9 protein-coding genes are annotated in these 12,951 nt (G+C 73.9%); 4 read left to right on the forward strand and 5 right to left on the reverse strand.

The genetic code is table 11. The features are described from left to right. Positions 1-13: 13 nt before the first annotated feature. The 5 genes from ABZ567_RS25985 to ABZ567_RS26005 all read right to left on the reverse strand — a co-directional run bounded on the left by ABZ567_RS25985 (position 14) and on the right by ABZ567_RS26005 (position 7,652). Positions 14-2,215, reverse strand: coding sequence for a molybdopterin oxidoreductase family protein (locus ABZ567_RS25985; RefSeq protein WP_360793982.1), 2,202 nt, complete (start codon positions 2,213-2,215; stop codon positions 14-16). 75 nt (positions 2,216-2,290) lie between these two features. Further along, a complete protein-coding gene (locus ABZ567_RS25990; protein WP_360793984.1) occupies positions 2,291-3,022 on the reverse strand; it encodes a TetR family transcriptional regulator in 732 nt (243 codons plus the stop codon). 84 nt (positions 3,023-3,106) lie between these two features. Continuing rightward, on the reverse strand, positions 3,107-4,414 hold the full coding sequence (locus ABZ567_RS25995; protein ID WP_360794104.1) for a hypothetical protein: 1,308 nt from the start codon (positions 4,412-4,414) through the stop codon (positions 3,107-3,109). A 5-nt stretch (positions 4,415-4,419) separates the two neighbouring features. Further along, positions 4,420-5,265 (reverse strand): hypothetical protein, encoded by an 846-nt coding sequence (locus tag ABZ567_RS26000; protein ID WP_360793986.1) that lies wholly within the window; start codon positions 5,263-5,265, stop codon positions 4,420-4,422. 68 nt (positions 5,266-5,333) lie between these two features. Next, positions 5,334-7,652 (reverse strand): right-handed parallel beta-helix repeat-containing protein, encoded by a 2,319-nt coding sequence (locus ABZ567_RS26005; RefSeq protein ID WP_360793988.1) that lies wholly within the window; start codon positions 7,650-7,652, stop codon positions 5,334-5,336. Positions 7,653-7,820: 168 nt separating this feature from the next. On the opposite strand from ABZ567_RS26005, the gene hmgA reads away from it, so the two are divergent. The 4 genes from hmgA to ABZ567_RS26025 all read left to right on the forward strand — a co-directional run bounded on the left by hmgA (position 7,821) and on the right by ABZ567_RS26025 (position 12,720). After that, positions 7,821-9,143, forward strand: coding sequence for a homogentisate 1,2-dioxygenase (hmgA, locus tag ABZ567_RS26010; RefSeq protein ID WP_360793990.1), 1,323 nt, complete (start codon positions 7,821-7,823; stop codon positions 9,141-9,143). 41 nt (positions 9,144-9,184) lie between these two features. Further along, positions 9,185-9,934, forward strand: coding sequence for a GntR family transcriptional regulator (locus ABZ567_RS26015; RefSeq protein WP_360793992.1), 750 nt, complete (start codon positions 9,185-9,187; stop codon positions 9,932-9,934). A 168-nt stretch (positions 9,935-10,102) separates the two neighbouring features. After that, on the forward strand, positions 10,103-11,254 hold the full coding sequence (locus tag ABZ567_RS26020) for a type ISP restriction/modification enzyme (RefSeq protein ID WP_360794106.1): 1,152 nt from the start codon (positions 10,103-10,105) through the stop codon (positions 11,252-11,254). 269 nt (positions 11,255-11,523) lie between these two features. Next, positions 11,524-12,720 (forward strand): CaiB/BaiF CoA-transferase family protein, encoded by a 1,197-nt coding sequence (locus ABZ567_RS26025; protein WP_360793994.1) that lies wholly within the window; start codon positions 11,524-11,526, stop codon positions 12,718-12,720. Positions 12,721-12,951: the final 231 nt, after the last annotated feature.

Genomic DNA, 12,951 nt, shown 5'->3' on the forward strand with positions numbered 1-12,951 from the left:
CCTGGGACATGGGTCACGGCAGGGGGGACACCTCGACGGGGAAGCCGTTCAACACGGCGGTACCCGACAGCGGGTCGAGCCGGGATCCGTCGAGCAGCTGGTTGACGTTGACGCCGGGGCGCGCGGACGCCACGGACAGCCGGGTACCCGGCCGGTCGTGGCCCCAGCCGTGCGGGAGGCTCACCACCCCCGGGCGTACCCCGTCGGTGACCTCGACCGGCACCTCGAGCTCGCCGCCCTCGCCCTTGACGCGCGCGAGTCCGCCGTCGGCCAGGCTCAACCGGTCCGCGTCCTCGGGGTGCACCTGGAGGGTGCAGCGGTTCGATCCGCCGGCGAGAGCGGGGGTGTTGTGGAGCCAGCTGTTGTTCGAGCGCAGGTGACGGCGCCCGACGAGCTGCAGGATGCCCGGGTCGGGTACGGCGTCCAGCGCGGCGCGCAGCCGGGGCAGGTCGGCGGCGACGGGTGCCGGGAACAGTTCGATCCGTCCGCTGCGGGTCTTGAGGAGCTGCGGGACGCGCGGCTTCAGCGGGCCGAGGTCGATGCCGTGCGGGTGGGCCTTCAGCTCGTCGAGGGTCAGCCCGTACGGGCCGAGGCGCAGCATCAGGTCGAGCCGGCGCTCGGGCCCGGTGTCCCCGGTGAGCCGGGCCGCGAACTCCTGGGGATCGGCGCCGTACGCCGGCGAGTGTTCCTGCGTCACGGCCTTGGCGAGGGTGGTGTCGATGGCGAGCTGGTCGACGGCGGAGGGCGGGGCGCCGTGCATTCCGGAGATCGCGAGGACCAGTCGCGCGTGGATCTCGCACTCGTCCATGCGGTCCGCTTCGAGGGGTATGGCGGCGGGGGTGAAGCGGGCCTGGTCGCGGACGGCGAACCCGTTGAAGGCGAAGTCGAAGTGGGCGCTGCGGGACGGGGGCGGCGGGGGCAGCAGGACGTCGGCGTGGCGGGTGGTCTCGTTGAGGTACGGGTCGACGGCGACCATGAGGTCCAGGGAGCCGAGGGCCGCGTCGAGGCGCTCCCCGTCGGGCGCGGAGAGGACGGGGTTGGCCGCGATCGTGATCACCGCGCGGATACGCCCGTCCCCCGGCGTCTCGATCTCCTCGGCGAGCGCGACCATCGGCAACTCGCCCTTGGCCTCGGGGTGGTGGGAGACCCGGCTGTGCCGGCGCCCGAGGGCGAACCCCCTGCCCGGTCCGGCGGGACGCGGGGCGGCCGCGGTGGCGGAGAGCGGGAAGAGGGCGCCGCCTGGACGGTCGAGGTTGCCGGTGAGGATGTTGAGGACGTCGACGAGCCAGTTGCCGAGGGTGCCGTAGGCCACGGTGGAGCTGCCCATCCGCCCGTAGACGGCGGCGGTGGGCGCGGCGGCGAGTTCCCTGGCGAGGGCGCGGATGGTGTCCGCGTCCACGTCGCAGGCGGCGGCGACCGCCTCGGGGGTGAACTCCTGTACGGCGGCGCGTACCTCGTCGACCCCCTCCACATGGGCGGCGAGCGGGCCGAGGTCGGTGAGGCCCTCCTCGAAGAGGGTGTGGACGAGGGCGGCGAGGAGGAGCGCGTCGGCGCCGGGGCGGATCGCGACGTGCCGGTCGGCAAGGCGTGCGGTGCGGGTCCGCCGGGGGTCGATGACGGTGAGGGTGCCGCCGCGCCTGCGCAGTGCCTTGAGCCTGCCGGGGAAGTCGGGGGCGGTGCACAGGCTTCCGTTGGAGTCCAGCGGGTTGGCTCCGAGGATCAACAGGTGATCGGTGTGGTCCAGGTCCGGCACGGGGACGGCGAAGGGGTCTCCGAACAGCAGGCCACTGGAGACGTGCTTGGGCATCTGGTCGAGCGTGGACGCCGTGAAGACGTTCCGGGTGCGCACCGCGCCGATCAGCAGGGGTGGGTAGAGGGCGCCGGCGATCGTGTGCACGTTGGGGTTGCCCAGGACGATACCCACGGCGTCCGGGCCGTACTCCTCGATGATCGGTCGGATTCCCGCGGCGATCGTGTCGAACGCCTCCTCCCAGGTCGCCTCCTGGAGTCGCCCGTCCTTGCGGACCAGGGGGGCGCGGAGCCGGTCGGGATCGGCGTCGACCTCGGGGAAGGCGGCGCCCTTGGGGCAGATGAAGCCTTGGCTGAAGATGTCGTCGCGGTCGCCGCGCGCCGCTGTGACGCGGGTCCCCTCGATCGTCAGGGTCAGTCCGCAGGTCGCTTCACAGAGGGGGCAGATGCGCGGGGCGGTGGGCATGGGGTCTCCCTGGAGCGGCGTCGGGGAGCCGAGCATACCGACCGGTTGGCACGTGCGGGAGGGGTCTGCGGGAGGTTACGAGAGCGAGGGCGCCAGATACGCGTGGAGCAGCTGGCGGGTCTCGTCGATCAGTGCGGGATCTCCGGCGGGGTCGGCGCGGAACGCGAGCCGGACGAGGGCGTCGGCGGCCTCGACGCCGACCAGGACCTTCCGTCGCAGGCCGTCGTCGGCGGCGCGGTTCAGGTGGGTGGCGAGGAGGGCGCAGAGCCGTTCGGCGACCTGTCGGTTGGGGTCCTCGGCGGCGCCCCGGCCCACGCCGTCGCTCGCGCCGACACCCTCACCTCCGCTCGCGCCTTCGTCTGCGGCTTCGCCCGCGCCGGGCTCCCCCGCGGCCTCGCTCTCCCCTGGTGCGCCCGCGGGCACCCCGAAGTCGACGAGGGCGAACCCCGGGACGGTCCGCTTCATCGCGATGAACTCGTCCAGGACGCCGTCGATGGCCCCGTACGCGTCGAGCACCGGCGCCTCGGCGAGACGGTCGGAGACCCGCCGGGCGTACTCGTCGAGGTTGCGGTGCGCGAGGGCGGCGACCATCGCCCGTTTGTTGCCGAAGAAGCGGTATACGGAGCCGATGGGGACTCCGGCGCGGCCGGCCACGGCGCGGGTGCTCAGCTGCTCGTACCCGGTCTCGTCGAGGAGTGCGGCGCAGGCGTCGAGGATCCGGGCGAGCCGCTCGGCGCTGCGCTGCTGGACCGGCGCGCGGCGGAGGACGGGAGGGGCCTGGGGGCGGGTCTGGGGCACGGGGACCATGATGCCGCTCCGGTCCGGGGTCGGGCGACGAAAGGGGCCGGGAGGTCCGCGGGTACGGGTCCGGCAGCCCGACTCCCGGTCGGGTCAGGCGATCAGCAGGCCGATGCCACCGAGGGTGTACGCGATCATCAGCGCGAACAAAGGGAGTTGGCCGGCGACGGCGCGATCGGGCGGGAAGAGGCGCACGGACCGGTCGTGGGCGGCGACGACACCGAGGACGTGCCCGGTGACGATCGCGGCGACCTGAAGCGTCGCGAGGCCCCCGGGATTGAGGAACGGGGCGGGCGCGAGGGCGTTGTCAGTACCCCCTGCCATGATGACCATACGTGGTCCTTCGGTGACGAAGAGCGAGAAGTAGTGGGCCACGAGGTAGCCGAGGGCGACGGGCAGGAGCGAGTGGGCGAAGGAGGTGAGCGGAGTGGTGAGGGTCGGGTTCATCAGGCGCAGGACGCCGGCGCAGAGCCCGTAACAGACCGCGGCGAGGGCGACGGTGGCGAGGAGCCCGAGCGTGGCGGTGGGCGTGGGGCCGAGGGAGGAGGTCTGGAGGGTGGTGATCCAGCGGGGATTGTCGGAGAGACCGTCGTAGGCGGTGGAGCCGAGGAGGACGCAGACGGTGGCGACGAGACCGGGGATCCGGGGGGTCGCGTCCAGACCGTGGAAGGGGGAGCGCAGGACCAGTCGGCCGTCGGCGCGGCGGCCGAGCGGTGAGAGCCGGGCGAGCAGGGAGGAGTAGACCTCGAAGGGGTCGGCGTGGGCGAACCACGGGTCGCCGTAGCGGGTGGCGCCGAGGAGATGCACGCCGGTGTGGACGGTCAGGGCGATGAGGAGGGTGGCGGAGGAGGTGTTGTCGGGGGCGACGAGTTCGAGCCAGGTGAAGAGGAGGAGGCCGGCGGCGGCCGGGCGGATGCCGAGTGCGGCGGGCAGGGGACGGGGGCTCCGCGGCGGGTGGAGGGCGAGCAGGGCGCGCAGGGGGTTGAGGAGGCGCCAGACGGGGCCGAGGAGGAGGGAGGCGGGGACGAGTCCGACCCAGAGCAGGACGTAGAGGGCTCCGGCCGCGGGGTTGCGGTCGGGGTCGTCGGGGCCGAGGAGGAGGTGCAGGAGGAAGACCAGGGCGGTGGCGGTACCGAGGAGTCGGAGCGCGGTCCGGGTGGCGGGGGCGTCGGCCATCCGCTGGAGGACGGCGGGCAGCGGGCGTCCGGCCAGGTCGCCGCGGAATCGGGAGGTGGACCAGAGCAGCCCCAGGGCGAGGAAGGAGACGAGGAGCGCGGCGAAGGCGCCCGCGTAGGCGTAGAAGGGAGAGAGGGGGAGGTCGTGGCGGGAGCCCACGCCGTGGGCGAGCGGAGGGCCTGGCGCGGCGGCGTGGAGATGGGCATGGGCGGCGAGGGCGTGGATACCGGTCACCGGACGACGAGTTGGGTCAGGAGGAGCCCGGACTCGTGGGTCTCCACCTCGAAGAGACCGGTGCGGTCCACGGTGAGGGCGAGAGTGGCGGGCGTCCCCGGCGACAGGGGCAGTTCGCGGTCGTAGCCGTGCACGTGGAGGGTGTCGGCGCGGTCGCTGGTGACCCGGAGGGTGAGTCGCTCACCCTTCTTCAACTCGATGCGGGAGGGGGGTGGTGAGACGGTCGTTCCGGTGACGGTGAGGATGACGGTCCGGCCGGGGTCGGGCGGGCGGAGGCCGGTCGGGCGGGCGCTGGCGGGCGGCGCGGGAGGGGCGGACGTGGACGGAGCGGGCGTCGACGGGGCTGACGCCGACGGAGCGGGCGCCGAGGTGGCCGAGGGGCGTCCGTCCAGGCGGACGGTGGTCTGGACGGGGGCGCCGGCGACGGCCCAGACCGTGTGGTCGTCCGCGTGGAGCCGGACGGTCAGGATGCGGGCACCCGCCGGTACGTACGCCCACGGGCCGTAAAGGCGGGCCGCCTCCCGGCCGTCGACCAGGAGACGGGCGTGGCCCCGGCCCGGGAGGGCCGCGCCGCCGGTGCTCTCGGGGGTGAAACGGAACCTCTCCACCATGAGGTGGACGTTCCAGCCGCCCTCGCTGTCGGGGCGGGCCTCGGCCCGGACGGTGGGCGCGTCCGCCGTCGGGAGTTCCCGGAGCCGGCGCCCGCCCTCGTCCCGGGCGGGCAGCAGGGTGCCGCTGCTCCCAGTGGCCTCCTGATGACTGGTACCTGGCTTGTGGTGCGTGGTGGCCCGCCCGCCGCAACCCGCGAGGGCCAGGACGGCTGCGAGGGCGGTTGGCAGCACCAGGAGCGCGGTGGTCCGGACAGCCCGGGGCGCCGGGGAGGGACTTGGTGTGGTCGCGTGCGGCCGCGTCACGCCGTCCCCTCCCCACGCGACTGGCCCTCGGCGCGCCCGGAACCGGTGCCGGGCGCGGCGCCTGCCCCGGGCGCGGCACCGGCGTCGCCATCGGGCCCGGCGTCGGCATCCCTCTCAGCACCGGCATCAGCCCCAGCCCCAACACCGGCCCTGGCCGCGGCATCCCCACCAGCACCGACACCACCCCCGGGCGCGGCATCCCCACCAACCCCGGCACCACCCCCGGGCGCGGCATCAGCACCGGCACCGGCATCAGCACCAGCCCCGGCACCGGCACCGGCACCGGCACCGGCACCCACGCTCCCGCCCCCTGCCCCGCGGCTGCCCGTCGCCACCACCGCCCACAGGACCCAGACGATGCCCAGCAGGAGGCGGAGCCAGGCGGGGCTGAGGGGGATGCCGGGGACCATGAGGATCGCCTTGTCGAAGGCGTCGAGGAGGGTGAGGGCGCCGAGGGCCACGGTGGTCCAGGCGAAGACGGGGCGGTCGGGACGCAGGGCGAGCCCGAGGAGGGTCCACCAGACGCCGGCGAGAAGGAGCGCGAGGGCCGGGACGGCGGTCGGGGTGAGGGCGAGCGTCGAGCCGGCGACGTCGAGGGCCAGGCCCGCGAGGCCGATGAGGGTGGCCGCGCCCGCGAGTCGGTCGGGGCGCAGTCGGCGCCACCAGAGGGCGAGGCCGACCAGGGCGAGGACAAGGGCGGTACCGAGGGCGAGTTGGGTCTCGACGCGGTGGATGCCGCGGGAGCCGTACCAGTCGCAGCCGACGGGAAGGCGGCGCGCCTGGACGTCGTAGTCGGCGCAGACGAGGAGCTGGGCGAGTTTGACGGGTTCTCCGATGAGCCGGCCGGTGTTCCCTGAGACCTCGCCGCGACGCGCCCCGCAGCCGGGCAGGGCGCCGGGTGAGGCGGCCCCGGTGTCGGTCTGCCAGCAGTTGCCGCCGCCCTGGCCGTCCCACCACACGTCGCTGCGGTTGGGTCGGGGGGTGCCGGCCCGGTCGACGCCGAGGTGGTTGCCGGCGTAGCGGTTGTGGTGGGAGGTGTCGGTCTGCTTGCCCCAGGCGGACTCGCCGCGGATGAAGGCGGGGACGGCGTTCAGGTAGAAGGCGGCGCGCTGGTGGCCGTAGACCCAGTTGTTCTCGTAGAGGTTCCAGTTGCCGCCGGCGGTGATGATGCCGGTGCCGGGGGGCATGGAGATCTGGGGGCAGACGACGCCCTGTTCGTAGCCGCGTTCGACGGGCGGTCGGGCGCAGGTGCCGTCGGCGACGTACGGGTAGTAGTTCTGGTTGTTGTCGTGGATCAGGTTCCGTTCGAATCTGGCGTGGTTCTGGGGCAGTCCGGGGTGGCCGGGGAAGGCGGAGTCCATGGAGGCGCCGCCCATGTTGTGGTCGAACTCGTTGTCGTGGACCCAGACGGAGTCGCCGGCGGTCCCGGAGTAGCCGACCATGTTGTGGTGGCTGCGGCAGCCGGTGATCTCGATGGAGTAGCGGGGGACGTCGTAACCGCGGCCGTCGTTGATGTTGGAGGCCGAGCCGGGGTAGATGCCGGAGTCGCCGTTGCCGTAGGACTCGCAGTTCTTGTAGAGGCCGTGGTCGGAGGCGAAGGTGAGGAAGCCGTACTCGTCGTTCCAGCGGGTGAGGACGTCGTCGATGACGAAGCCGTCGGCGGCGAGGACGTACAGCGAGTTGAACGTGGTGCGCTGAGCGGTGAAGTTGCGGAAGTAGACGCCGTCGGAGCCGTCGGCGCGCAGGGCGTTGAGCTTCTGGTACTTGGCGTCGATGACGACGTCGAGGCGGGAGGCTCCGGTGCCTTCGATCTGGAGGTTCTTCTTGCCGAGGATGGCGACGAGGTTCTGGTTGTGCGGGCACTGCCGTTGCTGCGCGTAGCTGAGGATCTGGTAGCCGAGCGCGGACGTGGGGGCCTCGAGGGTGGCACAGGCCCCGGTGGGCGGGGGCAGGGAGGGCTCTTCCTCGTAGAGGCCGGGGAGGACGGCGATGGTGAGGCCGGGGCGGTCGACGGCGTCGACGGCCTGTTGGAGGTGGCGGTGGCCGTCGTGGACGCAGCGCTCGAACAGGGCGAGGTTGCGGGCCTTGAGGGGGGCCGGGAAGCGGGAGATCCGGCGTTCGAACTCGGCCCGGTCGGTCTTGCAGACGACGAGGTCGGGTTCTCCGGTGCGGAGCTTCGGCACGCTGCCGGAGCCGTCGGGGAAGGTGACGGGTCGCTCCTCGTGGGCCTGGGCCCCGGGGGCTGCGAACAGGGCCGCGGCGAGCGCCGCGAGCACGACCGAGAGCGCGAGGACGAACCTTCGGGTCCAGGACATGCGCGTGAGAGTAGAGGATTGTTCATCTTTTTTGACCCCCTCGCGCCGAGATTGCCGACAGGGGGTCGCCGCCGAGGACGCCCGATGCCCGATGCCGTTGACGGGAGCCCTGCGGAATCCTACGGTCATCCATAGGATTCCCTTGTGGGCTCAGGACAGGAGCGGGCGATGACCACGGAGCAGGCCAGGAAGACGGCCGAGGCGCTCGGCTACAGCACCGGTTTCGGCAACGAGCACAGCTCGGAGGCGATCCCCGGCGCGCTGCCGCACGGCCGCAACTCGCCGCAGCGCGCCCCCCTCGGCCTCTACGCCGAGCAGCTGAGCGGCAGCGCCTTCACCGAGCCGCGGGCCCACAACCGCCGCTCGTGGCTCTACCGCATCCGCCCCTCGGCCGCTCACCCGCCGTTCACCCGGATCGACAACGGCGCGCTGCGCGGGGCCCCCTTCACCGAGACCGTGCCCGACCCCAACCGGCTGCGGTGGGACCCGCTGCCCGAGCCCGCGCCCGGCACCGACTGGCTGGCCGGTCTGTGGACCCTCGGCGGCAACGGCGACGCGACCCAGCGCGCCGGGATGGCCGTGCACCTGTACCACGCCAACGCCTCCATGGAGCGGGTCTTCGGCGACGCGGACGGGGAGCTGCTGATCGTCCCGGAGCACGGCGGCCTCCTCCTCCGTACCGAGCTGGGCCTGCTCGCCGTCCACCCCGGTGAGGTGGCGCTGGTCCCGCGCGGGGTCCGCTTCCGCGTGGAGCTCCTGGAAGAGACCGCCCGCGGGTACGTCTGCGAGAACTACGGGGCGCCGTTCCAGCTCCCGGACCTCGGCCCGATCGGCGCCAACGGTCTCGCCAACGCCCGGGACTTCCGGGCTCCGGTCGCCGCCTACGAGGACGTCGAGGGCCCGGTCGAGGTGGTCAACAAGTACTGCGGCAACCTGTGGTCGGCGACGTACGGCCACTCGCCGCTCGATGTCGTCGCCTGGCACGGCAACCACACCCCGTACGTCTACGACCTGCACCGTTTCAACGTCATCGGGACGATCTCCTACGACCACCCCGACCCGTCGATCTTCACCGTCCTCACCTCGCCCTCCGACACCCCGGGGCTCGCGAGCGTGGACTTCGTGGTCTTCGCCCCGCGCTGGCTGGTCGGCGAGGACACCTTCCGCCCGCCGTACTTCCACCGCAACGTGATGAGCGAGTACATGGGCCTGATCGAGGGGGCGTACGACGCCAAGACGGCCGGGAAGGGCGGCTTCGTGCCGGGCGGCGGCTCGCTGCACAACATGATGTCCGCGCACGGCCCCGACCGGGAGACCTTCGACAAGGCCAGCGCCGCCGAGCTGAGGCCGCAGCGGGTCGACGACGGCCTGGCCTTCATGTTCGAGACCCGCTGGCCGGTGACGGCGACCCCGCAGGCCGCGGAGGCCGACCATCTGCAGAGGGGGTACGACGACGTATGGCAGGGTCTTGAGCGCCACTTCCGGCCGTAGTGTCTGGGCCGTAAGCCCGTAGCCTTCGTACGGAGAACCCCGTGACCGCCTTCGCTCCCGACTCGCTGGTCCTGAACCGCAAGCTGCCGCTCTGGTATCAGGTCTCGCAGTCGCTGCGCGCCTCGATACTGGGCCGCACGCCCGACGCCTCGCTGCGGCTGCCCACCGAGGAGCAGCTCGCGGCCCACTACGGCGTGAGCGTGCTCACGATGCGCCAGGCTCTCAAGGAACTGGAGGAGGAGGGCCTGATCAGCCGGCACCGGCGGCGCGGCACCTTCATCGAGCCCGGCGCCCGGCGCTCCACCCCGCGCCGGCTGCTCGGCTCGATCGACGCGATCGTGGCCCAGCAGTCGGGTGAGCGGACGACGGTCCTCGGCCACGGCACCGAACCGGTGCCGGGCGAGCTGGCGGAGCACTTCCCGGACCTGACGGAGGTCGTGGCGTACCGGAGGCTGCGCCGCGACGGCGAGAGCGATGAGCCGACGAACTGGGCGGAGAACGCGGTACGCCCCGAGCTCGCCGCCGCGATCGACCCGGCCGATCTCGAGCGCTGGCCGATGACGAAGGTGCTGCGGGACGTCGTCGGGGTGCGGATCAGCCGCATCACGGACACGGTCGAGGCCCGTCTCGCCGATCCGGAGACGGCGGCGCTGCTCCAGGTCCCGCTGCTCTCGCCGATCCTCCACTACACCGGCGTGACCTACGACGAGTCCGGCAGGGTCGTCGACGTGGCGCGCATCCGCTACCGCGGCGACCGCTTCTCCTTCACGGTGACGGTGGAGGCGCAGTAGCCCGATGGGCGGCCGGAGCCTCACGGCGCTCGTTAGCATGCGTGGCGTGACGGAAGCCCCGGAGCGCACAACGACGCGAACGCAGGCGTGAACGACGGCGTCCCGAACGGCGACGGCGCGAACGGCGCCGTCCCGGACGACGACGACCTGCCCCTCCTCGACGACCTCATGCCGTGGTCCGTCGCGCCGCTGCGGTTCGGCCGTTCGTGGGTCGTGGCGCCGGACGCGCGGACGTTGCGGGCCCGCTGGGACCGGTTGGTGGGCGCCGAGGGAGCGGAGCGGGAGGCCCTGTTCCGGCCGAGTCGGGCGCGGACGCCCGCGAGCGCGGTGGCCGCGCTGCCGGGGCAGCGGACCTCGACCGTGCGCTGGGCCCGCGAGTCGGGGCCGTGCCCGGAGCCCGTACGGGTCGCGTGCGGTCCGTTCAACGAGCAGTGGCTGCTGCCGGACCACCGCCTGATCGACGCCGCCAGGCCCGAGCTGTGGCGGGTCGCAGGGGAGCCGCAGCTCTTCGCCGTCGAGCAGGGGTACGTGCCGGGCGCGGTGGGGCCCGCCGTCCTGGTGACGGCCGCGCTGCCCGAGGGCCGCTCCCCCGACGGGCGGCCGGGCCGTATCCGCCCGCTGTTCCGGCGCCCCGGGGGCCGGGAGCCCAATGTGGCGCCCGGCCTGCTCGCCTTCCTCGGGAAGCGATACGGGCACGGGGTCGACGCCCTGGAGTGGCTCGCGTGGACGGTGGCGGCGGCCCGGCCGTCCCCCGCCGGATGCCGGGTCCCCCTGCCCGCCGACCCCGAGGTCTGGGCGGCGGGCGTGGAGCTCGGGCGGGCCCTCCTGGACGTCCAGGCGCGGGGTGCCCTGAGCGGGACGAAGCCGCGCCTGCCGGGCGGGCGTCGCCCCTACGTGCGGGCGGGCGTCCCGGCGTGGCCGCGGACGATGACGTACGACGGCGGGGACGAGGCTCTGTGCCTGGACGAGGGCCGGATCTCGCCCGTACCGGAGGAGGCCTGGGACTTCCGTGTCGGCGGGGCACGGGTCCTCGAGCAGTGGTTCGCGCACCGGAGCGTACCGACGGAGCCGGGTTCCCTGGAGGCGATCGGGCCGGCGGCCTGGCCGCAGGAGTGGACCTCGGAACTGCTCGACCTGATCACAGTGCTCGCGCTGCTCGGAGCCCGGGAGCCGGAGCGGGCCGCCTTCGCGGCGGGGGCGGCCGGACGGGATGAGCTGCGGGCGGCGGGGGTACTCCCCCCGCCACCCGGGGCCCGTCGCCCCGCGTCCGTACTGGACCATCAGGAGGAGGGACCGGAGGGACAGTTCATGCTCCTGTGACCGGCGGCTCGAAGGAGTCGGGCAACCGGGCGATGCCGAGGCGAAGATCTCGTCCGGGTCGACGGGCGCGGAGGACTCGGCGAGCGGACGGGCGAGGTGCGGGTACGGGCCGGTCGCCACCTGTCCCGCGAGGCGGGCACCGCGCACCGCCTGCTCCCGCGCCTGCTCCTCTTCCTACTCAGGCTCCTGCTCCTCGGTCCAGGGCGGCGCCCGGGCCGTGACGCACGTCCCGGTGACAAGGTCCGCCCCGCAGGGTAGGCAGGGCTTCCATGAGCACTCAGCCACTCCCCCTCGAAGGGATCACGGTCGTCGCCGTCGAGCAGGCCGTCGCCGCCCCCTTCGCCACCCGGCAGCTCGCCGACCTCGGCGCCCGCGTCGTCAAGATCGAGCGCCCCGACGGCGGGGACTTCGCCCGGGGGTACGACACGGCCGCGCGGGGCCTCGCCTCCCACTTCGTGTGGTGCAACCGCGGCAAGGAGTCCGTGGCGGTCGACCTCAAGGACCCGCGCGGGCTCGGCCTCGTCCGGCGGATGGTGGCCGGAGCGGACGTCTTCGTACAGAACCTGGCCCAGGGAGCGGCGGCCCGGCTCGGCCTCGACGCCGCCACCCTGTGCGCCGCGCACCCGCGGCTGATCGCGGTGGACGTCTCGGGGTACGGCGCGCAGGGCCCGTACGCGCACAAGCGGGCGTACGACATGCTCGTCCAGTGCGAGGCGGGCCTGGTGTCGGTGACCGGCACCCCGGAGCAGCCGGTGAAGTCGGGGATCCCCGCGGCCGACATCGCGGCCGGGACGTACGTCTTCGCCGGTGTCCTGGCCGCGCTCGTACGGCGCGGGACGACCGGCCGGGGCGGTCCGGTGGAGGTCTCCCTGCTCGACTCGCTGGCCGAGTGGATGGGGCATCCGCTGCACCACGGGATGCACGGGGGCACGCCCCCGGCGCGAACGGGGCTCGCGCACGCGGTGATCGCGCCGTACGACGCCTATCCGACGGCGGACGGGAGCCTGGTCCTGCTCTCCGTGCAGAACGACAGGGAGTGGCGGCGGCTCGCCGAGCAGGTCATCGGCCGCCCGGAACTCGCCGACGCCCCGGCCTTCGCGACGAACACGGCGCGGGTGGCCGGGCGTGCGGCGACGGACGCGGTGGTGGCGGAGGCGCTCGCCCCGCTGACCGCGCCCGAGGCGCTGGCCCGGCTCGACGCGGCGGGCATCGCCTGCGCGCGGCTCAACTCGGTCGCGGAGCTCGCGGATCACCCCCAGCTGACGGCCCGTGACCGGTGGCGGGAGGTGGAGTCACCGGCCGGGCCGCTGCGCGCGCTGCTGCCGCCCATCGTCTTCCCGGACGCGCCGGAGCCGAGGATGGGCCGGATCCCGGCGCTCGGGCAGGACACGGACGAGGTGCTCGCGGGCCTCGGGGTGCCGGAGGCGGAGGTGAGGGAGCTGAGGAGCGCGGGGGTGATCGCCTGACACCGCACGAACGGGCCCGGCCGACGCGGGGCTGCCGCCGTGACCGCGGGACAGCCGTCGCGGCTGTGAGGTCGGCGGGCGGGGCTGAGGCCGGCCGACGGGGCTGCGGGACCGCCGCCGTGGCCGTGAGCCGGCCGGCGCGATACAGGCACGCCGTCCTGGCCATGAGGCCGGCCACCATGGCTACGGACCAGCCGTCCTGGGCGTGCCGCCGGACACCGCGACTACAGG

Source organism: Streptomyces sp. NPDC016459, from assembly GCF_040632845.1.
In the GTDB taxonomy this organism is placed as follows: domain Bacteria; phylum Actinomycetota; class Actinomycetes; order Streptomycetales; family Streptomycetaceae; genus Streptomyces.